This is a genomic window from Marinomonas piezotolerans (genome assembly GCF_003362755.1).
In the GTDB taxonomy this organism is placed as follows: domain Bacteria; phylum Pseudomonadota; class Gammaproteobacteria; order Pseudomonadales; family Marinomonadaceae; genus Marinomonas; species Marinomonas piezotolerans.
This window is the reverse complement of the sequence record NZ_QKRA01000008.1, coordinates 51,781-75,082: the sequence shown is the minus strand read 5'-3', so window position 1 is coordinate 75,082 and position 23,302 is coordinate 51,781. Positions and strand designations below refer to the sequence as shown.

Sequence of the window (23,302 nt, the reverse complement as noted above, 5' to 3'; positions counted from 1 at the left end):
CAGGCCTAATTGTGGGATGCCATCCTATGAAAAACGTCCTAAAACAGGATTTAGGACGTTCTAAAACACGATCAAAGAGCGTAGTAGGCCAATTCAAAGTAGCTCAATTATGTCACTAGAGCTCCACTATAAATGCCCCCGTTCTGCCAAGGACAAGGGCCGAGCATCACCCACTATGAAATGATCCAACAAGCGCACGTCGATTAAGTCCAACGCTTTTCGAATACGCTCAGTGATACTTATATCCGCTTGGCTGGGTTCAGAGACACCCGAAGGATGATTGTGGGCGAGGATTACCGCCGCAGCATTATGTGTCAGCGCCGCTTTAACGACCTCTCTTGGATAGACCGCTGCGCTGTCAATGGTACCCATAAAGAGCTCTTGGTAACGAATTAAGCGATGTTGGGAATCGAGAAATAAAACGGCGAAGATTTCCCGCTGTGAGTGTCTTAGTTGCGTCGATAGATAGGTACGTACAGCCTCAGCACTGCTAAACACGGTATCGCGCGTCAGTTGCTCTTGTAAATGTCGCTTGGACATTTCTAACACCGCCTGCAACTGGGTATATTTTGCATCGCCTAAGCCAAAGCCTTGGCAAAACTCTTCTCTCGAAGCGGATAGCATGGCTCTTAAACCGCCAAAATGTTGCAGCGCGGTACGCGCCAGCTCAACAGCGCTCATGCCCTGTGTCCCCGTGCGAAGAAAAATCGCTAGCAATTCTGCATCACTCAGCGCTTGCGCACCTTGCTCAATCAACTTCTCTCGCGGTCGCTCGCTAGCGGGCCAGTGTTTGATACTCATACGCACCTCCATGTGGTAATCTTTGGCAAATTAAATGATCCGCCGAGCTCTCTTCCTGATGAGCCCTCAGGCATTGATCTGTCCTTCACTTTGTTACAAGAAGCGTTTTATGTCTAGTCTCATAAAGAAACATATTTTGGTGGGAATCACAGGTGGCATTGCAGCCTATAAAACCATCGAGCTGATCCGCTTACTCACCAAAGCAGGCGCAGAGGTACAAGTGGTTCTCACGGACGGTGCCAAAGCTTTCGTCACCGAGATGACGCTGCAAGCGGTTTCTGGACATCCGGTTCGCACCACTTTGCTAGACAGCGAAGCAGAGCAAGGCATGGGGCACATAGAGCTTGCAAAGTGGGCCGATACGATTCTCATTGCCCCCGCATCGGCTGACTTTATGGCTCGTTATGCTCAAGGCATGGCCAATGATTTACTCAGCACTCTTTGCCTTGCTACAGAAGCGCCAGTAATGCTCGCACCAGCGATGAACCAAGCCATGTGGAAACACCCAGCAACCCAAGCCAATGTACAGACCTTAATCGATCGAGGTGTTCTGATGATCGGGCCTACTTCGGGAGCGCAAGCCTGCGGCGATGTAGGCTTTGGTCGCATGGAAGAGCCTGAGGATATTTTTACCGCTGTTGACGTAGCGCTTTCAGCGCAATCAACAGAGCTTGCAGGTCAGCATTGGGTGATTACCGCTGGACCAACCATGGAAGCCATTGATCCAGTACGCTTCATTAGCAATCATAGCTCTGGGAAAATGGGCTACGCACTGGCCAGCGCAGCGGCCTCTAAAGGTGCTAAAGTAACGCTCGTCAGCGGCCCGACACAAATACCCCCCCCCCATGATGTGAAGCTGGTTCGCATTCAAAGCGCACAAGAAATGCTCTACGCCTGCCGCGCAGCGATGGCAAACGGTGCCGATGTATTTATTGGCGCCGCCGCCGTTGCCGACTTCCGGATGAAAGACATTTCAGATCAAAAAATGAAAAAGACCGATGACAGCAATGAAATGACTCTCACGCTGGTAAAGAATCCAGATATCATTGCGACTCTCGCGTCGGAGAAATCCGCACAATGCATGGTTGGCTTTGCTGCTGAAACTAATAATGTTTTGCAGTATGCCAAAGGCAAACTTGAGCGTAAGGGACTCGATCTTATTATTGCGAATGATGTCTCGCGCCAAGACATTGGCTTTAATAACGACCAGAACCAAGTCACTGTGCTGTCAAAAGATCAACAGTGGACGCCGCCAAAAGACGCCAAAACCGAACTGGCCAAAGCACTGGTTCAGATTATTTTCGACTATCAACACACACAGAAATGAGCCTGATATGAAGCATCCAATTCAGTTAAAAATCTTAAACTCTAAAATAGGCAATGAGATCCCTTTACCGACCTATGCCACCGAGGGCTCTGCAGGCTTAGACCTTCGCGCTTGCTTAGATGAGGCCATCATATTAGAGCCAGGTCAGACCACCTTACTTCCAACTGGCCTCTCTATATATATCGAAGATCCCAGCCTTGCTGCGACGATCTTGCCGCGCTCTGGTTTAGGACACAAGCATGGAATCGTGCTTGGCAACTTAGTTGGGCTGATTGATTCGGATTACCAAGGGGAATTGATGGTGTCATGCTGGAACCGCGGGCAGACTTCGTTCACCGTTGAACCAGGCGAACGCGTCGCACAATTGGTTCTTCTGCCTGTTGTGCAAGCCGAGTTCAATATCGTCGAAGAATTCGCAGCAACACAACGTGGAACGGGTGGCTTCGGCTCTACGGGCACTAACTAGCAGCAATGCGGAATAGTTGAAATATATTCATCTATTCCGCTCTTCTTGTGTACCTATCTAATCGATCTACGTTCGCGCTATTAATTATCTCCAAATGCAGCCAAAATCGCCTCAAATTATCCATCTTTCCGCTAGAGTGAAACCTCAGTTCACGTTATTATTTTGCTCATAAGTGGTCGCTTACACCTGCTACGTAAGAGAGCAGCTCGTTATTTCCTGATGTTCTCTCTGTAAGCACAAATAAGATCACCGTTATCACCCTATGACGTACATTAGGGACTAACTGTTTTTAACAAAAGGAGCTTTCCAACCGTGGCTTTTACACGTGAATCCGCTTTAGATGTCGCTCAAGTATTAAGTGAATCACTGCCGTATATTCAGCGTTTTGCTGGCAAGACTCTAGTCATTAAATACGGCGGCAATGCCATGACTGACGAAACGCTACAAGCTGGATTTGCACGCGATATCGTGCTTATGAAAGCCATCGGTATCAACCCAATTGTGGTTCACGGTGGTGGTCCGCAAATTGGTGACATGCTTAAAAAACTCAACATCGAGTCCAAGTTCATTAACGGTATGCGTGTCACTGACAGTGACACGATGGATGTCGTTGAAATGGTCCTTGGTGGTCAAGTCAACAAAGACATTGTTAACCTGATTAACCGAGCTGGCGGTAAAGCGATTGGTTTAACAGGTAAAGACAGCGGCTTCATCAGAGCCAAAAAACTGTTTGTAAAACATCAAGCAGAAGGCATGACGGCACCAGAGCAAGTCGACATTGGCCATGTTGGGGAAGTTTCCAGTATCGATACCAGTGTATTGAGCGTTTTAGAAAACAGTGACTTTATCCCCGTTATTGCTCCCATTGGTGTTGATAGTGAAGGCAATGCCTACAACATCAATGCCGATCTAGTGGCTGGCAAAGTCGCTGAAGCGGTTAATGCCGAAAAACTCATGCTGCTCACCAACATCTCTGGTGTTCAAGATAAAGAAGGGAACGTGCTAACAGGGCTGAGCACAATGCAAGTCGATAACTTGATTGCGGATGGCACCATATACGGAGGCATGCTTCCCAAAATAAGTTGCGCACTATCGGCAGTCAATGCAGGCGTCACCAGTGCTGTGATCGTTGATGGACGTGTACCCCACGCTACATTGCTTGAAATCTTCACTGATACAGGTGTGGGCACATTGATTACGAATAAAAGCTCAGAAGCTTAAGTCGGATGCAGATAACATCTAAAGGCGATAGGCGGTAACAATATGACTACCAAAAAAAGCGATCGACGTACGGAAATTTTGCAAGCGTTAGCAGCCATGCTGGAAAGCAGCCCAGGAGCTCGTATCACGACCGCTGCATTGGCAAAGGAAGTGGGTGTATCAGAAGCTGCTCTGTATCGCCATTTTCCTAGTAAAGCGAAGATGTTTGAGGGACTGATCGAGTTTATTGAAGAAACCTTGTTCTCTCGCATTCATCGAATAGTTCAAGATGAATCGGATGTCATTGTTCGCTTGGAAATGATTTTGACGCTAACCCTAGGCTTTGCAGAGCAAAACCCAGGCATGTGCCGTCTGCTAACTGCCGATGCTCTAGCGGGAGAGACGGAACGCCTGAGGGTACGTATTGCGCAATTGTTTGATCGTATTGAAACTCAGCTTCGCCAAGTTATTCGAGAAGCTGACCTGAAACAGTCGCTACGCCCTGTTATGGGTACTTCGCCTTGTGCCAATTACTTGTTAGCACTGTTAGAAGGGAAGATTCGACAGTACGTAAGAACAGAATTTAAAACGAAGCCTTTACAGACTTGGTCGGAGCAATGGTCAGCCATTGCTCCGACAGTAATGATCGGGCGTAATGAGTAACGCCTGCTTTATCATTACACGCCGTATTGATCACGGTATGCTTTCACTGCATCAAGGTGTTTAGCAAATTCTGGCGAGTCTTGCTCTGCAAGATACGTCATAATGTCGTTCAGTGACACAATGCTCACAACAGGCATTGAGAAATCTCTCTCAACCTCTTGGATAGCAGACAGTTCACCGCGACCACGCTCTTGGCGATTTAGAGCAATCAGTACACCAGCAGGTTTAGCGCCCGCTTTGTTGATGATATCCATCACTTCGCGAATAGCTGTTCCTGCCGTAATCACATCATCGATAATCATGATGTCACCTTGAAGGGGAGCTCCTACCAATGAGCCGCCTTCGCCGTGATCCTTCGCTTCTTTGCGATTAAACACGTATGGTGTATCAATATCGTGATGATCGTAAAGAGCAACAGCAGTAGTTGTTGCTAAGGGAATACCCTTGTAAGCTGGACCAAAAAGAACATCAAAGGATACGTCAGCTTCTACTAAGGCAGCGGCGTAAAAGCGTCCCAGTTTTGCAAGGGCTTGACCTGAGCTAAACAGACCAGCATTAAAGAAATACGGGCTTACACGACCCGATTTAAGTGTAAATTCGCCAAAGCGCAGCACATTTTGCTCAATTGCGAACTCTATAAATTCTCTTTGGTAAGGTTTCATACCGACTCCAGAAAGATGAAAAACTACAAACGAATTGCCTCTCGATGCAGGAATATGGTTTCCTGACGAACAATGGGCGTTAATATAACACACGGCTAGGAATTGTAGGGACCAGAAATGAAGGTCATCAGCCTTAATGTAAACGGTATAAAACAAGCAGCGGAACGTGGATTCTTCGAGTGGGTGCTACGTCAAAACCCAGATGTGATTTGTCTGCAAGATATTCAAGCAGATGAGCGCAGTCTGAATGACAGCGTATTCTTCCCTCCTGAATATAATGCGTACTTCTTTGATTCTCTTGATAACCCTGACGAAGCGGGCGTAGCAATCTATTCGAAAACTATGCCAAAGGCCATTATGACGGGGATGGGCTTCCCTGAATGTGACTTTGAAGGACGCTTTATTCAGGCAGATTTTGATAAAGTCAGCATTGGCTCTTTCTTAACGCCCCATGGCTCAAATCATGAAGAAGCGCTTCAAGAGCATAAGTACCGTTTTATGGAAGGCTTTAAGAACCATTTAATAAAGACACGCCGTAAACGTCGTGAATTCATTTTTTGTGGCACGTGTAATGTCGCTCGCTCACCGATCGACGTAAGCAGCTGGTTCGTGAACCAACGCAATTCAGGCTTTTTACCTGAAGAACGTAAATGGATTAATGAAATCTTCAATGATCATGAATACATTGATGCGTTCCGCCAAGTAAACAAGCAAGATAAGCAATACACTTGGTGGCCTGACTATGAGCGCGCCTGGAAGCTTGATGAAGGAGGACGTTTAGATTATCAAATCGCTACGCCTGGCTTAAAACACGTCATCCAGGGCGGCAGCGTCTATAAAGGCCAGCGCTTTTCTGATCATGCCCCACTGATCATGGAATACGATCTGGACTGATGACGCAGTGCTACACCAAACAACAAAGAGCCCAGTTGCGAAACTGGGCTCTTTTGTATCGTAGTTCGATAGATCAAACAGAAATTAAGACTCGATCGCTTCCACCTTAACGCTGACTCTTAGCTGGTGCATCTCTCCTGGCTTAATTTTGTAACTGTTTCCAAGTGCATTGGCTGTTTCGACACACACAAAATGCTGATAGTCATCATCTTCCATATCGGTTCGCAAAGCCGCGAGGGCAGCACCAGGATTCCAGAGTACCGTAGAACAACTCCCTTCTGTTTCAATCACGAGCTTACGAGAGAATGCCGAGTCAACCAACTCCAGTTGATTGGGTGCGTCCAAGTAAACCCTATCTAACTCTTCACACGGTGCTACAGAGCCTTCTTGCGTAAACTCTTTACCTTCGTTGAACTTATCAACGTAACGTATACCGTCCAGCCCAACGACGGATGAAGCCTGATTGCTACCTACATGAAAATAGGTATGCATCGCTTCCGATATAGGCATGCTTTCTTCCGATAGGTTCGCGGCAGAAAAGTTAATACTGAACCCATCCCCTAAACGGAAAACCTGACGCAATTCAAACGCGTAAGGCCACATTTCTTCAATCAGTGGATGATCTTCTGACGCCAGACGTATTACTATTTTGACATCGCCATTTTTAAAACGACCTACTTCGACAAGATCCCAGCGGAAGTAGCGAGCTAAACCGTGAGCAGGAAAGTGTTCATCGTCTCTGTGGGCGCCAAACCAAGGCCAGCATACTGGCACACCAAAATGACGCCGCCCAAAGCGAGTCTGAGCACCTTCATTCGCTGATTGAAAAAGTAGATCAGCTTGACCTGACGGAACAAAGCTCACTAAGTGGCCACCCCAAAGCGCAATGCGTGCTTTGTAGCTTGGCTGATCAATTATGATCTCATCACAGTCTCGTAAACTTGAAGGTAGAATTTCTCCACCCAGTGCTTCCAGCTCTTGAATTAGCTGAGCATTCATTTGTGGCTCCAAATATTTCTCGCAGTAGAGCCATATTAGACCTTCAGACTCTTATTACAATAGTTTGACGTTATGCTGAACATTCAAATCACGAAATAATGCGGTAATACAAAATTATACTTACCTATTCTGCAATATTAGGCTATAACGCACCCCATAGCGGGCAAATTTTTGGATGTTCCCATCACCGCTTTTTTATCCCTAATTCGCGCAACTCAAGCGCCTTAATTCAATGAGACTATGCAATATGTCGGATTTTTTTGATCAAAAAATGGTAGTGGGTAACGCTGAATGGTGTGCTTTCCCTTCGCTTAACATCCCTGCCATTAAGGCACGAGTGGATTCTGGTGCCAAAACTTCTTCATTGCATGCGATCAATATTCAAACATTCCAACGCTCCGGTCAAACATGGGCGACCTTTGATGTTCACCCCATTCAAGAAAGCCGTAAAGTCGTCGTAAGCTGTGAAGCAGAAGTCATTGATCAGCGCGTCATCAAAAGCTCTAGCGGTGATCGTGAGCGTCGTTATGTCATCCGTGTCCCCATGCAGCTAGGAGACCGTACGTGGGATGTGGAATTAACTCTCACTGACCGCGACAGCATGGGATTTCGAATGCTGTTAGGGCGCGAAGCGATGAACGGCCGTCTACTTGTCGATCCTCAAATTAGCTGCATGTTCGGTGACCGCCTTCAAGAGTCGCTCGCCGACCTCTACCAAACTCCTGAGATAAGAGAAGGTGGCCTCAAAATTGGCGTGTTGGCTAGCAACCCCGAACTATATAGTAATCGTCGCATCATTGAGGCGGGCGAAGCTCGCGGTCATGAAATGCAATTTTTAAACGTACGCCATTGCTATATGAAACTGGATGCTACGACTCCAGAAATTCACTATCGTGGCGGTCGAATTTTGAATGATTTAGATGCCGTTATTCCTCGCATTCGACCAAGCATGACATTCTATGCGTGCACCTTATTGCGACAGTTCGAATCCCTAGGAATCTTCTGTCTAAATGATTCCGTTGCCATTGCGCAATCACGAGACAAATTACGCTCTTTACAACTACTTTTAGAGCATGGTTTAGCCATCCCAACAACAGGGTTTGCTAATTCTCCACTCGATACGACCGACTTGATAAATATGGTCGGTGGCGCTCCACTTATTGTGAAACTATTGGAAGGTACTCAGGGAAAAGGGGTGGTACTTGCCGAAACTAAAAAAGCGGCCGAGTCCGTCATCAACGCATTCAAAAGCTTGAACGCTAATATTCTGGTGCAAGAGTTTATTAAAGAGGCGAGTGGGAAAGACCTCCGCTGTTTTGTGATTGATGGCAAAGTGGTGGCCTCAATACAACGCGTTGCGGCACCAGGAGAGTTTAGGGCCAACATTCACCAAGGTGGACGTGCAGAACTTGTTAAAGTCACAGCAGAGGAAAAGCGCATTGCGATCAAAGCAGCCAAAGCGATGAACCTAAAGGTTGCGGGCGTCGACTTAATCCGCTCGAATTCTGGGCCTCTGTTATTAGAAGTGAACTCTTCCCCTGGCCTACAAGGCATTGAAACAGCAACCAATGAAGACATCGCATCACGCATGATCACTGCTGTCGAAAAACGCTTACAACACAAGTAATTGGTAGCGACAAAAAAGCCTCCAACTGGAGGCTTTCTATCGCTATTCATTTACATCATTCAATTAAGACTCTGCGACAACCGTCTGATTACGGCCATTTTCTTTGGCTTGATACAAAGCCGCGTCAGCCGCCCCTAGCCAATCATCCATGGTTTTGTGATTTGAGCTGACCTCACTTACCCCCATGCTGATGGTAATATTTAATTCACCTTTTGAGGTTTTAATTGCTGTCTGCTCCAGTTCTTGACGCACTTTCTCACAAAACTTGTGAGCACCATCTTTACTGGTATTTGGAAGCAAAATACAGAACTCTTCACCGCCATAACGACCAACGAAGTCTCCTTTACGAGACCCCTTGGACAACATTTGCGCGAGCTCTTGCAGTACTTGATCACCGACTTGGTGACCGTACGTATCGTTCACTTTTTTAAAATAATCAATGTCAGCCATCACCATAGAATGAGGGCCACTGCCATTATTTCGATGAGAATCAAACGTTAGTTTAAGCGCTTTATCCAAGCTTGCTCGATTATTAAGTTCAGTAAGCGCATCAATCTTACTTAATTGATCCAGCTTGCGATTTGCAGATGACAAAGCGGCTTTATTGACAGCCACATCAGTTACATCATACACCACCAAACAAAGGTGGCTCACCTTGCCATTGACGTTATTAATCGGGCGAATCACTACATTTTGAAACATCTTTTCTGAGATGCTGGTTACGGACCGATAGGATTTAAATGGAAATAAGTAGGGACGCTGTTCCCACGACACATAGATCGGTGTTTGGAGGGCCAGCACATTATCAAGTTTTTGACTTAACCAATCTTTATTAATCGTCGGAAAGATACTGAATAAAGATTTCCCACGAGCATTGGATGAGCTTACGCCAGAGTGGTTTTCCATAAACCCATTCCATAACTCAACTTCGTACTTACTATTAAGAACCACAAGCCCAACATCAATATGTTGCAACATATCAAAGAGCCAATGCAGTTCGGTCATATCCCCTTGCTGACTCAATTTACTCTTCCTCTACTAAATAGGACAATAAACGTTCAAGCACTGGCAGAGAGTCTTCAGTGAACAAGAGCATCAAATCACAATTAATCTCATAATTTTCTACTTCATATACGATCTCTACCGCTAAAGTACGCTTCCATTTTGCACGCTTCACGTTAATTAAATCAGAAACCTTGACGTGCTGCCCCATGACAATTGGGTGGCTATAGCTGAAATCTATATTTAACTGATTGCCCAACGCTTTTATGAAAGGACCAATCAAAACCGACGATACATCCATCAGTAATTCGATTTCCATATCTCGGTCAATCTTTTCAGTTACGTTCAACAGTTTCGCCATATCAGGAAAACTGGAGTCTGAAAAAATCAGCAATGCTTCAATGGCGATACCTGCACCGACAAAGCCCTGAGTCACAGCTGAACAGCGGTCATCATTCATAGCACCATAGGTCAGTGCCATTTGAAGTTCGCTGACCTCTAAAATATTTACCTTTGGTACCGGCAGCTTCACGAATACATTAAGCATGTCTGCAAGCACACTGGCAGCTCGCCCCATGGAAACGTTCGAGACTTCTTGAAGACATTGACTCAAAGAAAAATCTTCAACCGCATCGCCCAAAATCAAGGCGCCCTGCTTATCTTCTAACCCTAGTAAATGATGTGCTTCTAATGTTTCTTTAAGTAAATTAGGGTCTACAGGCTTCTGTAAAAACTCCAAAGCCCCAAGCGCTTTAACACGTTCTAAGGCTTGCGCCTGAATATCGCCTGACACGACAATTACCTTCGGCGGATTCGCAATAGATTGCAAAGCTTCCAAGGTCTGATAGCCATCCATCACAGGCATATTTAGATCGAGAAATAACACGTCCGTAGAATGTTGACCAATGCGATCTATCGCTTCTTGACCGTTTTTGGCGAACTCTACTTGCGCATCCCACTCTGTGGGCAAGATCCGAGACAGCTGTTTACGAGCAATCCCTGAGTCATCACAAATGAGAATATTTTTACTCATGAAGTCTACGTTTACCTGCTAATGGTGCTTGGTGAATAATGAAGAATACAGATGGTATCTTTTTTAACCAACTTTTTATAGCTAAAAGAATGAATGATAGTTCAGTTATACAAATGACAATAAAGCTTCACTCACACGCTGCTCATCATAGCGCTCTATTCTCGTGGTGATTAGTCGTGTCCTGACCACACTTACCCCCCACTCTTTAAGTTTCTCTTCGTCCAGAAAGCCATAATCATAAGCGTCATCTAAAAGCAGCCAATTCAGCACTGGACGATGGCAATTTTGATCAGGTTCATCATCCAGTAAAAGCCTTAACAAATACTCGATTCGTTTCATTATAGGCCACCCTAATTGCTCGGGATCCTCTCCCAAGTTGGGAAGATACACTTTTGGGTTACGGTTTTTGGCAATGGCATCGGCGACCCCAGTTACCAACAAATTAGCGACAATACTCGTAAAGAAACTACCTGGTGGATAGCAAATCAAGTCAGAACTGGTGATCTGCTGTCTACGGTCATCTGGCAATAAAGGCTGCACTGGGACGCATTCCGTTAAACCATTATTTAACCAAATTTTGGTGATAGGCGAATCCAGCTTAGCCGCCTCTTTTCCTGTCATTAGATGTTGGCCAATTATCCGCCTACCATCACTTAAGGTCACGCCTAGGTGGTACACGTCATCAATAATAGTCGTTACTTGCCCCAGTGTTTTAACCAGTCTAGAAAACAAAAAGACTATCGGATCAAGCAGCTCTTGGTAGCTTAAATACCCGCCGGCAATGATTAAATTGCCCACGCTGGCACCGCGTAGGTCAAAGTCCTCTGGCAGCCTTTCTTGCAAACGCTTTAATTGGGTTTGTATGAGCGCTTTCATCGGCGCAACGATCGGAATCATCAAAGGATGCGAACCATCAACCAACGCTGCCAACTCTAAAAATAACTGTTTAGAATTGGCTCGTGTCCCCATCCTATAGCTAAACAATTCATAAACATCAGGTTGCCCAAGCACGGTTTCATCGGCCAAAGCCATAATACGGCTACGCAAGTCTCCGACAGCAGGCATGTCAAACGCATCACGTAACTTGGCGGAGCTTCCTCCTGAGTCAAACGGTGTCACCATGTGCACTGAATGATGAGTGTAACGCTTAAGACATCTAGAGATTTTATTGAGTGCGGATCCACCACTAAAAAACAGCAACGTAGGACCAAGCTCCGGTAGGCTTTGGTAGCGATGAACACGCACCATATCAGGGACGGTAAGTTGTCGATAAACTTTTGGCATAGTCTGGCTTATACTTTCTGTGTCGAATGTAACGCCTTTATAGCGCTAATACTTGTTTAATATCTTTACCGACAACATTATGTGAGGCAAGTATTACACCTAATCGGGCCTTTATTTCTTGATTATCCTTCGCTTCAGCTGCGCTACCAAGCATCTGAGAAGCTTGATGTAATGTCGTCGCAGAAACCTCTGCAGATGCTCCTTTCAGGCGATGCGCCAAACGCTTAATTTCAGCGTAATCCAATTGCTCAACTGCTATATCGAGCAGTGCAATGATTTCAGCACTTTCTCGAATAAACTCTTTAGCGACAACCCCCATCAAGGCCTGATTCCCGCCCATGCGCGAACAAAAGTCATCGTAATCAAATTGCGGTGTGCTACTCATCAATCGATCCTTGAATATGTTGTGGAATCCAATTCTTTAAAGCCTTTTCCAAAGTTTGCTTGCTCACGGGTTTAGCCACATGATCATTCATGCCAGCTTCGATACACACTAGATCATCACCCTTCATTGCATTGGCACTCAGCGCAACGATCGGAACATCACTAGATGTAGCACTGTTTTGATCCAACAGCCTAATTCTACGCGTGGCCTCATACCCATCCATTATCGGCATCTGACAATCCATGAATATAAGATCATAATTCTGACGCTGTACTTGTTCGAGTGCACTTTCACCATCGCTGGCAACATCGACTTGCGCCCCAAAAAGAGCCAACATCCCCTTCGCCACAATTTGGTTCGTCAGGTTGTCTTCGACTAACAATAGTCTAGCTTCAACACGAAACTCTAACGGTCTCGCTGCAGGCCCAGACGATAACCGTGGCTCGGTAGCAAACATTTTTTCGAGTGCATTGCAGAGTGCTTTTAAATGCACGGGTTTGTATAGCGATGCCAAACAGAATGATTCTAGTTGCTGTAAGTTAGTTTGCTGTTCGCAAAGTAGAATAATACGCTCGCTAAATTGTTTCAAAGACGTATTTGAGTGATCTGTAATAACGCTATCATCGACAATCAAGATGTCACCCTGCGTCAGCGTATTGGGTAGCTCATCTTCACTATGGATCACTCGCAATTCTTTCTGGAATCGTAAGAAAATAGCCTCTAGGTAACGCACTTCAGTATTTGTGTTTGTCAGATAGTAGCAGACCCTCAACTGTTCCAATACTGTTTTAGATGGCACCATAGCCTCGTCATCTTGGTATGCGAAAGGCACGCTAAACCAGAAGGTTGCACCTTCACCAAGGGTACTCGTAACCCCTATTTCCCCTTGCATTGCTTCTACTAATTCACGTGAAATCGCAAGCCCTAACCCAGTACCGCCATAGCGACGGGTTGTCGAACTATCTATTTGTTTGAAGCGCTGAAACAACCGAGACTGTAAGTCACCGGATATACCTATACCATTGTCGACCACAGATATTCGAATTGTCGCTACGTCGGAGCCTTTATTTACTATCTCCGCAATTAAGCGCACTTTTCCACCCTCGGGAGTGAATTTAATTGCATTACCAATGAGGTTCACCATCACTTGACGAATTCGCGCTCGATCACCAGTGACCTTCATTGCTGGCAACAACGTCTCCGGTGCAATTAACTCCACACCTTTTTCCTGCGCTTTAATGCGCATTAGGCTGGCCACATCTTCTAGCAGCGTTTGCAAGTCCAGTTCAGCCATTTCGAGGTCTAATTCGCCTGCTTCAATCTTCGATAGATCTAGAATGTCATTAATTAGATCTAGTAACGCATCGCCACTTTGACTCGCTAATTCGACAAGCTTTTGCTGATCAGAACTTAACATTTTACTCTGCAGCAGAGACAAACTGCCCAACATCCCATTTAGAGGTGTTCGTATCTCATGGCTCATATTAGCAAGGAAGCGACTCTTAGCTAAATTAGCTTCCTGTGCATCCGCGATCGCCTGGGTAAGTTTCTTACCCGATTCGCGCAACGCTTCGTTTACCAAAGATAGCTCTTTAGTACGCGCTTTCACCTGACGTTCAATCTGCCCTGCATGACTAAACACAAGGCACAGCATCCACCCTAAAAGCCCAGCAACAAACAGCCCACCTACTAGCGCAAAATGGGTTCCCCAAGGTTGTGCAATAAAACGATAAGCACTGACGTGTAGAAGCTCCCAGCGATGCGCGCCGACTGGAATAACCGTCCGATAAATGGAGCGATACCTCCCATCTTCAAGTTGCTGTAATAACTCGCTGCTAGAAATACCGGCGTCGTTACCACTCGCCGCTAAGATGTAGGGCTCTCCATTCTTATTCTGATCCAACAAATACGTTTGCGTCGCCTTCGATCGATGACGGCTAAGTATTCGATTTGATAAATCACTGATCTCAATCATCCCCGTCGCCATAGCAATAAGCTTGTCGGCGCGGTAAACAGGTAGAAACATCAAAACAGCAGTAGAATTTTGTACTAACTGAATCGCTGGCGTCGGGTACGCCGCATTTAATCGAATGGCTCGATCTATAGATTGGCGACGAGACGGCTCAGAATACACATCATAACCTAGAGCTTGTCGATTCGGCTCTTCGGGAAAAATCATCCCCACTACAACATGGCGATCATTTGGCGCAACAGGAACTAATTTCCCGTCACTGTCTTTTTGCACGACTTTGAATGGCGCATTACGCCGAACGCTCATCAGCTCTTCAAACGCAGCTAACTCAGCGTCCGAGATCACATAATTAATCGACAGCGCCTTGATTGCGCGATCTCGACTCATAATATTACTGGCGTAATCAGCAAACTCAGAAGGCTCGAGTAGTTCACTAGCACGCACTAGTCCTGCCATACCGTACAAGATATCCACCGAGTTTTTAATGCGCTCACTCAGGGAAGTCGCATTTAACTCTGCGTTACTTTGAAACGTAAGACGCTGCTTATTCAATTCAAAGTAAGCCGTAGTCACGGATAACATCACCGTTCCGATAGCGACTACAAGCAGAGAAGCCAACACTCGACCTGGATGATCAAAATGGATCCTAAAACGCTTATAAAGTAGCGCCGCAAGCCACGGCACCACCACTATCACACCAACCGAATCACCTAGCCACCAACTTAGCCAGTTTAACGGTGCTTGTGCGCTGGACAACAGGCCAAAACTATACAGCACTGAAGTGCCAACGCTCGCGCTCACTAAGCACCCAACTGGTCCACCTAACAAAATAAATAGCAACACATGGCGGACATTGTAGAACTCTAGACGCGACCCTATAAAACGGTGAACCAACCAGTAACCAACAAATGTCTGCAGCGTGGAACCCACTGCAATCAAACTAGGAACGATTAGGAAAATCTGCCCAGTATTATTGAAACTAATTGAAATATTCACCGCCATCGAGCCTAAGAACACGCCCAAGAGAGGGTGATAGCCAAACAGCAGACACAAAGCAAGCGCAATACCGGATGCAGGCCAAATGATCGTTGCGTATCCTGGCGGGACGGCAAACATCTGACCTAACCAACCTGCCAAAAAATAGCTTATAGCGGTAATCGCTGTCACTTTAACGAAGTGGGTCATCGGAGTAAGCGCAACCTTTTGTTCTTGAAGATAATCTACAGTGTATGACACTAATGCAAAATCGCGAGTCAAATCAGTAAATAAGGGCGTTAGAGCATCGTCGAATATAGCAAAAAGGACGCGGCTAATTCCAACTAAACTGTAACTTAATGTCGAGGAAGGTCAATAGAATTAAACAAGGGGGAAATGCGATTACTTCCGTAAACATTCGTTTGAGAATTCAGAAGTATAAGATGGTGCCCAGAGGCGGAATCGAACCACCGACACGAGGATTTTCAATCCTCTGCTCTACCGACTGAGCTATCTGGGCAAACAAAGATACAGATTATAGATCACTGCAAGACACTAAAAAGCCAGCGGTTTGGCTGGCTTTTTAAAATGGTGCCCAGAGGCGGAATCGAACCACCGACACGAGGATTTTCAATCCTCTGCTCTACCGACTGAGCTATCTGGGCAAGTGCGGCGTATTATAAACAACCGACCATTACCGTCAATAGTTTTTTAATTTTTTTAACAATAAGTTAGTTAATAAAGTAGCTCTGGTATGATTGAACAACTATAAGGAGTCCACAACATGCTACATATCGTTTTATATCAACCAGAGATCCCGCCAAATACGGGGAATGTTATTCGCCTTTGCGCCAACACTGGTTACACTCTTCACCTCATTGAGCCATTGGGCTTCGATTTAGACGATAAAAAGCTCCGTCGTGCAGGGCTGGATTATCATGAGTTCGCTCATATCAATCGCTATGTAGACTGGGAAGACTTCTTAGCCAAAAACAAAGGCCAACTAGGCACCATCTACGCTTTAACCACAAAAGGCAGTCACCCTCACAGCGAAGCCAACTTTAAACCCAATGACGTATTGGTATTTGGACCAGAAACCCGCGGTTTACCTGATGATTTCATTACATCTTTGCCTATGCAGCAACGCTTGCGCCTGCCAATGCAGCCAGGCTCTCGTAGTTTGAATTTATCTAATACTGTTGCTGTGATGGTTTATGAATCTTGGCGGCAACTTGGCTACGCCATGCCAAAAGCGTAATCGCAGGACAATATCATGGTACTAGCAAAATTCATGACTCGGCGTGTTCGCTCGCGCCAGCGCTTTCGAAAGCAAGTGCATTTACACGCAATGAAAGATTTACGCCGTCGTTTTACGTTGCTTGCGGTCGTGGTCGCCCTACATAGCATCGCAATGGTGTATTTCGAAGATTTAGACTGGTGGCAAGCATTTTGGCTGACTATGACCTCAGCCAGTACGACCGGTTATGGCGATATTTCTGCAGCCACATTTTGGGGACAGTTTACAACCATAGTCCTTATCTACGGCATGGGCATTACGCTACTGGCGCAAATCGCGAGTGACTATGTGGAACTAAGATTAATGCGCAAAGAAATGAAACTGAAAGGGCGCATGGAGTGGAGTGATATGCAAGATCATTTATTAATCATTAATACCCCAACCACCAACACCGAACGTTACTTAGATTTGCTTGTACAACAAGTCTGCAATACTCCAGAGTTAAGTGATGTACCGATTCAATTATTAACACCTAAATTCCCAGAAGGATTACCTGAGAGCCTGCGCTCAAAAGGTGTTGTACATCATACAGGAGACGCTACAACCTCAGGCATGCTGAGCACTGCGAGTATAGGAAGCGCTAAGTATATCGTCGTACTATCCCCAGATAGCCTAGACCCGCACAGTGACAGCTTGGTGTTTGATATCCTCCATCGTATTAAAGAAACGGGGTCCGATGCGTTTATACTAGCAGAAGCCATAGACGACAATAATCGAGAGCGCTTTCGTGCTGCAGGAGCGAAGGCTGTGATACGGCCGATTCGAGCCTACCCAGAAATGCTGGTTCGGTCATTAATCGCTCCCGGCACTGAGCAGGTTTTAGAGGATCTATTTCGTTATCAAGGCGACCACACGGTACGTATAAATGTGATTCTGAAGCATGTCCGCTGGTCAGACATTGTCACAACATTGATTCAAAAAGGAATTGGGACAGCCATCGGCTATGAGGATCCAACTGGCAAAATTGTCACGCATCCAGCGTCGCAAAATCGAGTCGATATCAATGCTCTAATTGTACTCGTTGGGGAAGAACAAAAAACGCCCGCGCCATTGGAGATTCAAAAATTATTTGCTGAGCATTAATGGCTATCGAGGAAGGAGCGACATAAACAAAAAAGCCAGAATCTTAGACTCTGGCTTTTTTTTAAAGTTGGCCGGTTAATACTAGGTACTTTTCCATCAACTGCTCTTCGGATTCCTTGTGATTAGGATCCAAGGGTATACAGTCGACTGGGCATACCTGTTGACATTGAGGCTCATCATAGTGCCCCACACACTCTGTACATTTACTTGGGTCGATCACATAGATCTCTTCGCCTTGACTGATTGCCTCATTGGGACACTCAGGCTCACATACATCGCAGTTAATGCATTCATCGGTAATAATTAGAGACATCGTTGCTCTCCTAATAAATCAAATGCCAACTAGGCAGATAAGATCAAGAACGCTTGGCTGCTGCCGCGGCTTTATAGTGTTCTGTTAACACATGCTTAACTTTCGGGTGAACAAACATACCGAAGTTGCCATCCAACGACGCAATTTCTCGCACCAGTGTGGAAGAAATATACGAGTGTTTTTCAGATGGCGTCAAAAACAAGCTTTCAACATCCGGTGCAATCACGCGGTTCATATTTGCCAGCTGGAATTCGTATTCGAAATCCGATACTGCACGCAATCCGCGAACCACGACTTGCCCGTTTACTGAGCGAGTAAACTCAGTTAATAAATTATCAAAGCCCAGCACTTCCACATTATCTAAGTGACCCAGTACTTCTTCAGCTAATCGGATACGAACATCGTGAGCCAATACAGGGCGCTTCTTTGGGCTTGCAGCGACAGCAACAATAACCTTCGGAAACAGTTTAGCTGCACGCTCCACAAGATCTGTGTGACCATTCGTTATCGGGTCAAAAGTGCCAGGGTAAACTGCGATTGTACTCATAGCTCTAGTCCAATTTTTAGTATTAGTTTTCAGAACCTGAAGATTCTTAACTGACCTTTCGGCTGCGCATCATATAAGAATAATCAAATGTTCTCAAATAGGCACATGCACACCGAATACATTCCTTTCTTTAAATTACAAAAGGTGACAAGAATTGCTTTAACACCGTAATGCCTAAAAAGATAAAAATCGGTGACAAATCTAGACCACCCAGCGAAGGGATGACTCTATGACAGGTACGATACAAAGGCTCACATATTTGCGCAACCAACATCGCTCCTGGGTGACTAGCCCCTGGCGCGACCCAGCTTAAAATCACAGAGATCAACATTGCCCAAAAATAAAGATCCAAAAGGTGGTATGCGACTCCAGCGACGGTGCGAATGCCATATTCCAAAGGTGCTAATTGATAGCCAACTATCGACATCATTATCAGCAACGTAACAAATTGCACCAACAATGCCAGCACAACGGACGAGGTATCCACTCGGCCAATAGAAGGAATCACCTTGCGAATAGGTCGCACTAGCGGACTCGTCGCTTTCACAACAGCTTGACTAATCGGGTTATAAAAATCGGCTCGACTCAATTGTAAGACTAACCGCAACAACACAATAAATAGATACAAATTACCTAGCGTTTTTACTACTAGAATTAGTGGATCACCCATGCTTATTCTCTACCTTAAGTCATTATTCGCTTGCAAACTCTTTTCCAAGCTCTTTAGATCGGTTTGAACAGGCATCAACAGCGGAACTAAAAAGCGCTTTAATGCCGTTCTCTTCTAGTGTTTCTAACGCCGCTTGGGTCGTTCCATTTGGCGAGGTAATATTGCGACGCAATACTGCAATGTCATCATCGAGTTCTTCTACCATTGCAGCCGCCCCCTTCATCGCTTGAGTAGCTAGCTTGCGGCTTGTGGCGGCATCTAGACCTTGCGTCTGGCCTGCTTCAATCATTACTTCTAAGACTCGAAAAAAGTAAGCTGGCGCACTACCTGATAATGCTGTCACCGTGTGCATTTGCTCTTCTTCCTGTACCCATGCATGACTGCCAAAACTGTCAAAAACATCTGATACCCATTGTTTTTGAGAATCACTGACGAATTCGTTTGCAATAAGCCCAGACATACCACACCCCACCAAAGAAGGTGTATTGGGCATTGATCGAATAATGGCAACCGGTTTAGTTAACCAAGCAGCTAAAGATTTAAGTTCAATGCCTGCCGCCACCGAAATAAATAGCTGATCTTGTCTTACCACGTCAACAAGGTCTTGTATCACGTCTCGCATCATATTGGGTTTTACGCACAAGAACACGACATCGGCCTGTTCTACCGCGAGCCTATTATCCGATGTCATGGCGACACCATGTTTAGCTTCAATGCTTTTGTGCTTATCTGCATTGCGAGACGTACCTATAATGGCATCGCTCGCATAGCCGCTTGCGCGCAAACCACCTATCATTGCAGATGCCATATTCCCGACACCCACAAAAGCGATCTTCAAACTCATTCTTCACCTATCTATATATCACTAGTGTCACACTAGTCTTTGTGTGTATACGCTCGCTCACCAAATATGGCGGTGCCAACTCGTACCATTGTGCTGCCTGATGCAATGGCCGCTGAAAGATCTCCAGACATACCAATAGAAAGTGTATCAATATCTTGATCTTTGGCTTTCAGGGTTTCAAATGCCTGTTTCAATGGCTGATACACTTGCATTTGATCTGCCTCCGTAACCTGCGGCGCTGGGATTGCCATCAGGCCACGTAAACGTAAATTGGGCAATGACCTTATCAATTCAACCATTGGCATTAAGTTCTCTAACCGTATGCCGGATTTAGAATCTTCATCACTGATATTAACTTGAATCAGTACGTTGAGATCCGGTAGTTGAGATGGTCTCTGCTCACTCAACCGTCGAGCGATTTTTTCACGATCAATGGTATGCACCCAAGCCATCGTTTCCGCTATTTGACGGGATTTATTCGATTGAATTGGCCCAATAAAATGCCATTCTATATCCTGGTAAGCAGCAAGCTGTAAGTGTTTGTCTACTGCTTCTTGAACATAGTTTTCGCCAAACAACCGCTGCCCTGCTTGATAAGCTTCTTCTAAATCACTGATTGGTTTCGTCTTACTTACAGCCAATAATCGAACAGAATCCATATCTCGTTCAAAACGCTTTTCATTCAGCCTAATGTCTTGTTTAACTTGAGCTATGTTTTCAGCAATAGACATTACTCCCCTCCCTCAATCCAGCATCACAAGCTGTAGGCATCTTCAATATTTTTAACAAATTGACCATAAAGCTCTAAGCGATAGCCCGTTTTTTCCGTAACCGCTTCAGCTGCCGCTTTAGACGTAATGTATAAACGGTTGTGTGAGGCCTGCTCAGGATAAAACGATACACCTATCGATACACCCTCATTAAGCGCCGCAATTTGAGCCGGATCCGCGGCCAATAACGCGGACTCTATTTTGCGCGCCACGATTAACCCATCGTCTAATTGCGCGATGCGCATTGCCATGACAAACTCTCGCTCATCCGTACGCGCTAAAAGATCATTATCCCTCAGCGTACTGGTTAGCGTGTCTGACAAATGCTTGAGTTCAGCAACATCCACGTTACTTTTGACAAAAACCGTCACAAACGCCAACCGTTGAAAGTACCGACGAGCATCCTTAAGCATCATATCAATGGCATTATTGAAAGCATGAGGCAGTAATAAGCCTGTTTCTTTATCCGTCGTCTCTTGCAAGATAACATCCATGCTTTGTCGATTTAACATTGCACGCACCCAATCATCGACAGAATGCAAGACCTGCTCAATAGCCCAACGGTAAAAATGCTCCTCCTCAGTGACACTACATTCACTGGAAAACAAACCTAACGTTAACCACCCGCCATGAGAATCTTGCACACTCACTAAGGCACATTCATCTAGCTGGTACGACTGTATAACATCACTCCAATCGGCCCAATCTAAACGCGAACTCAGATTGTTTTCGAAACCGAACTGCCTTGATGGGCTGGCAACAAACGTGACTAAAGACTTCGGCGGATGGGCTACTTCCCCCGCCCCAGAAGAACAGCATTCTGGCCAATCTAGGTAATTCAAAATACGCCAACTGGTAAGGTCTTTATCGCACCAAAACAAACAAGGGCGCACAACGGCTGGAAACAGCGCCCATACTTGTTTCACAAGACGGTCACAAAAGTTGATAGAGTTATCACTGTTAGCGATAGACTGCAGTAGCACCTTGTCCATCAGGCGCAGCTGCAAAAGAAAATCTCTCTGCCGTAGAAGCAACTCATTCTCAGCTAATACAGCCGAGTTCTCTCCTAACACTGGTTGCTTATTACTATCCATCGAATTAATACCAATTACTCTTTGGTTGGTCTAAAACAACATAACACCACGCCTTTTACCTTGACGCGATGTATGCCAAATTGCCGTATTTTATCATACATATTGTGTTTGGACGCTTAGCTAAGTGAATACACTAGCTGTCCTGAGATATATGTTTGCAACACACGTCCAGTCAGCTCTTCTCCGCTGAAGCCAGAATTGCGTCCTTTTGACTTGCGCTCTGAAGCATCCCAAGTCCACGTCACGGTGCTGTCAAACACGATAAAGTCAGCAAAACTTCCTACTGCTAACGAACCAGCTTCCAACCCAAAGCAAGCCGCAGGTCCCGTGGTTAGTGCTTGTAGCAGCAATTCTAAGGGTAAATCACCTTCATCCATCAAGCGTAGTGCTAAAGGCAACAACACCTCAACATTTGCCATCCCAGGCTCAGTGGCTGCAAAAGGAGCGATCTTTGCCATTTTCTCGTGCGGCTGATGATCTGAACATATTGCATTTATCGCGCCAGCCTTTAGACCTTCAATCAAGGTCAGACGATCATTTTCTGAGCGTAGCGGTGGCAACACATGATATTGGCCATCAAATTCTTTCAACACTTCATCGGTCAGTAACAGATTATGTAAAGCCACATCACAGGTCACATCTAATCCAGATGCTTTGGCGTCAGCAATCATCTCCACCGATTTAGCACAAGACAAGCGTGCAAAATGAGCCCGAACCCCTGTTTTTTCAACAAGTAGTAAATCTCGCATTAGCGCGATGGTCTCTGCCGTTTCTGGAATGCCTGCCAAACCATGCATGGTCGACATGACCCCTTCATGGGCGCACCCGCCTTCCGACAGGCTGCGGTCATCAGGGTGGAAAACAACCAATAAGTCATGAGTTGCCGCATACTCTAGTGCACGCGACAGGACTCTATTATTGGCGTAGCTGTTACGACCATTAGATAGCGCGACACAGCCGGCATCGGTTAATGCAACCATGTTACTCAGCGTTTCGCCCCCTAAACCTTGCGTAATAGCACCAATAGGAAACACATTCGCCATACCTGCATCGTCAGCTTTATCTTGGATTAATGCTGCGACCGCAGGCGTGTCTACAATCGGTTTGGTATTGGGAGGACAAATTAACGTCGTAACGCCGCCGGATACTGCCGCTCTCCCCTCTGAGGCGATAGAGCCTTTTTGAGTATAGCCAGGCTCACGCAGCGCTACAGCAACATCTACAATACCGGGTAATATCCAGCGGCCTGATGCATCGACCTCATCTGCTTCTTCAAAACCTAGTGGCGCATCGCCTATCGCAACGATACGATGATCTTCAACAAACAGATCAGTCACCGCGTCCAAATTTTGGCTCGGGTCGATGACACGACCATTACTAATACGAAGTTTCAT

23 protein-coding genes, 2 tRNA genes and 1 pseudogene are annotated in these 23,302 nt (G+C 45.7%); 9 read left to right on the top strand and 17 right to left on the bottom strand.

Translation table 11 applies throughout. The annotated features are described in order from the left end of the window. Positions 1-126: 126 nt before the first annotated feature. Positions 127-801, bottom strand: coding sequence for a RadC family protein (gene radC / locus DN730_RS14980; protein ID WP_115468960.1), 675 nt, complete (start codon positions 799-801; stop codon positions 127-129). Between the two features lie 109 nt (positions 802-910). Between radC and coaBC the strand changes: the two genes are divergently transcribed. The 4 genes from coaBC to slmA all read left to right on the top strand — a co-directional run bounded on the left by coaBC (position 911) and on the right by slmA (position 4,457). Continuing rightward, positions 911-2,128, top strand: coding sequence for a bifunctional phosphopantothenoylcysteine decarboxylase/phosphopantothenate--cysteine ligase CoaBC (gene coaBC, locus DN730_RS14975; RefSeq protein WP_115468959.1), 1,218 nt, complete (start codon positions 911-913; stop codon positions 2,126-2,128). 7 nt (positions 2,129-2,135) lie between these two features. After that, entirely contained in the window at positions 2,136-2,594 is a 459-nt protein-coding gene (dut, locus tag DN730_RS14970; RefSeq protein WP_115468958.1) for a dUTP diphosphatase, read from the top strand. Positions 2,595-2,906: 312 nt separating this feature from the next. After that, a complete protein-coding gene (argB, locus tag DN730_RS14965; RefSeq protein ID WP_115468957.1) occupies positions 2,907-3,815 on the top strand; it encodes an acetylglutamate kinase in 909 nt (302 codons plus the stop codon). A gap of 42 nt (positions 3,816-3,857) precedes the next feature. After that, positions 3,858-4,457, top strand: coding sequence for a nucleoid occlusion factor SlmA (gene slmA / locus DN730_RS14960; RefSeq protein WP_115468956.1), 600 nt, complete (start codon positions 3,858-3,860; stop codon positions 4,455-4,457). 14 nt (positions 4,458-4,471) lie between these two features. Here slmA and pyrE read toward each other — a convergent pair whose 3' ends face one another. Further along, a complete protein-coding gene (gene pyrE / locus DN730_RS14955) occupies positions 4,472-5,119 on the bottom strand; it encodes an orotate phosphoribosyltransferase (RefSeq protein WP_115468955.1) in 648 nt (215 codons plus the stop codon). 117 nt (positions 5,120-5,236) lie between these two features. Between pyrE and DN730_RS14950 the strand changes: the two genes are divergently transcribed. Further along, entirely contained in the window at positions 5,237-6,013 is a 777-nt protein-coding gene (locus DN730_RS14950; protein WP_115468954.1) for an exodeoxyribonuclease III, read from the top strand. Positions 6,014-6,097: 84 nt separating this feature from the next. Here DN730_RS14950 and DN730_RS14945 read toward each other — a convergent pair whose 3' ends face one another. After that, entirely contained in the window at positions 6,098-7,012 is a 915-nt protein-coding gene (locus DN730_RS14945) for a D-hexose-6-phosphate mutarotase (protein ID WP_115468953.1), read from the bottom strand. A gap of 232 nt (positions 7,013-7,244) precedes the next feature. On the opposite strand from DN730_RS14945, the pseudogene DN730_RS19175 reads away from it, so the two are divergent. Both DN730_RS19175 and rimK read left to right on the top strand, forming a co-directional pair. Next, positions 7,245-7,664, top strand: a pseudogene (locus DN730_RS19175) (ATP-dependent zinc protease family protein); the annotation flags it as partial. A 75-nt stretch (positions 7,665-7,739) separates the two neighbouring features. Next, positions 7,740-8,639 (top strand): 30S ribosomal protein S6--L-glutamate ligase, encoded by a 900-nt coding sequence (gene rimK, locus DN730_RS14940; protein ID WP_484177319.1) that lies wholly within the window; start codon positions 7,740-7,742, stop codon positions 8,637-8,639. A 63-nt stretch (positions 8,640-8,702) separates the two neighbouring features. On the opposite strand, the gene DN730_RS14935 is transcribed toward rimK, so the two are convergent. From DN730_RS14935 to DN730_RS14905, 7 genes are all read right to left on the bottom strand, one after another. After that, positions 8,703-9,662 carry a sensor domain-containing diguanylate cyclase gene (locus DN730_RS14935; protein ID WP_245957985.1) on the bottom strand — a complete coding sequence of 320 codons (960 nt, stop codon included), beginning with the start codon at positions 9,660-9,662 and terminating at the stop codon, positions 8,703-8,705. A gap of 1 nt (position 9,663) precedes the next feature. Further along, the gene (locus tag DN730_RS14930) at positions 9,664-10,674 is read right to left on the bottom strand and encodes a response regulator (protein WP_115468951.1); all 1,011 of its coding nucleotides are present in this window, start codon (positions 10,672-10,674) and stop codon (positions 9,664-9,666) included. A 105-nt stretch (positions 10,675-10,779) separates the two neighbouring features. Next, a complete protein-coding gene (locus tag DN730_RS14925; RefSeq protein ID WP_115468950.1) occupies positions 10,780-11,958 on the bottom strand; it encodes a GAK system CofD-like protein in 1,179 nt (392 codons plus the stop codon). A gap of 37 nt (positions 11,959-11,995) precedes the next feature. Next, positions 11,996-12,343, bottom strand: coding sequence for an Hpt domain-containing protein (locus DN730_RS14920; protein WP_115468949.1), 348 nt, complete (start codon positions 12,341-12,343; stop codon positions 11,996-11,998). After that, on the bottom strand, positions 12,336-15,551 hold the full coding sequence (locus DN730_RS14915) for an ATP-binding protein (RefSeq protein ID WP_147290588.1): 3,216 nt from the start codon (positions 15,549-15,551) through the stop codon (positions 12,336-12,338). The genes DN730_RS14920 and DN730_RS14915 overlap by 8 nt, the downstream gene beginning before the upstream one ends. 183 nt (positions 15,552-15,734) lie before the next feature. Then, a tRNA-Phe gene (locus DN730_RS14910) sits at positions 15,735-15,810 on the bottom strand. Between the two features lie 69 nt (positions 15,811-15,879). Then, positions 15,880-15,955 (bottom strand) — tRNA-Phe (locus DN730_RS14905). Between the two features lie 119 nt (positions 15,956-16,074). Here DN730_RS14905 and trmL point away from each other — a divergent pair. Both trmL and DN730_RS14895 read left to right on the top strand, forming a co-directional pair. Then, positions 16,075-16,548, top strand: coding sequence for a tRNA (uridine(34)/cytosine(34)/5-carboxymethylaminomethyluridine(34)-2'-O)-methyltransferase TrmL (gene trmL / locus DN730_RS14900; protein WP_115468947.1), 474 nt, complete (start codon positions 16,075-16,077; stop codon positions 16,546-16,548). A gap of 15 nt (positions 16,549-16,563) precedes the next feature. Next, positions 16,564-17,670: a potassium channel family protein gene (locus tag DN730_RS14895; RefSeq protein ID WP_115468946.1), complete on the top strand. Its 1,107-nt coding sequence runs from the start codon at positions 16,564-16,566 to the stop codon at positions 17,668-17,670. 61 nt (positions 17,671-17,731) lie between these two features. Here DN730_RS14895 and DN730_RS14890 read toward each other — a convergent pair whose 3' ends face one another. The 7 genes from DN730_RS14890 to DN730_RS14860 form a co-directional block, all read right to left on the bottom strand. Beyond that, positions 17,732-17,983, bottom strand: a complete 252-nt coding sequence (locus DN730_RS14890) for a YfhL family 4Fe-4S dicluster ferredoxin (protein ID WP_115468945.1) — start codon at positions 17,981-17,983, stop codon at positions 17,732-17,734. Between the two features lie 43 nt (positions 17,984-18,026). Beyond that, on the bottom strand, positions 18,027-18,530 hold the full coding sequence (coaD, locus tag DN730_RS14885; protein WP_115468944.1) for a pantetheine-phosphate adenylyltransferase: 504 nt from the start codon (positions 18,528-18,530) through the stop codon (positions 18,027-18,029). 130 nt (positions 18,531-18,660) lie between these two features. Then, positions 18,661-19,200: a YggT family protein gene (locus DN730_RS14880; RefSeq protein WP_115468943.1), complete on the bottom strand. Its 540-nt coding sequence runs from the start codon at positions 19,198-19,200 to the stop codon at positions 18,661-18,663. Between the two features lie 22 nt (positions 19,201-19,222). Next, on the bottom strand, positions 19,223-20,044 hold the full coding sequence (proC, locus tag DN730_RS14875; protein WP_115468942.1) for a pyrroline-5-carboxylate reductase: 822 nt from the start codon (positions 20,042-20,044) through the stop codon (positions 19,223-19,225). Between the two features lie 32 nt (positions 20,045-20,076). Beyond that, positions 20,077-20,775 (bottom strand): YggS family pyridoxal phosphate-dependent enzyme, encoded by a 699-nt coding sequence (locus DN730_RS14870; RefSeq protein WP_115468941.1) that lies wholly within the window; start codon positions 20,773-20,775, stop codon positions 20,077-20,079. A gap of 23 nt (positions 20,776-20,798) precedes the next feature. Beyond that, positions 20,799-21,908, bottom strand: a complete 1,110-nt coding sequence (locus tag DN730_RS14865) for a diguanylate cyclase domain-containing protein (protein WP_115468940.1) — start codon at positions 21,906-21,908, stop codon at positions 20,799-20,801. A 116-nt stretch (positions 21,909-22,024) separates the two neighbouring features. Then, positions 22,025-23,302: a dihydroorotase gene (locus DN730_RS14860; RefSeq protein ID WP_115468939.1), complete on the bottom strand. Its 1,278-nt coding sequence runs from the start codon at positions 23,300-23,302 to the stop codon at positions 22,025-22,027.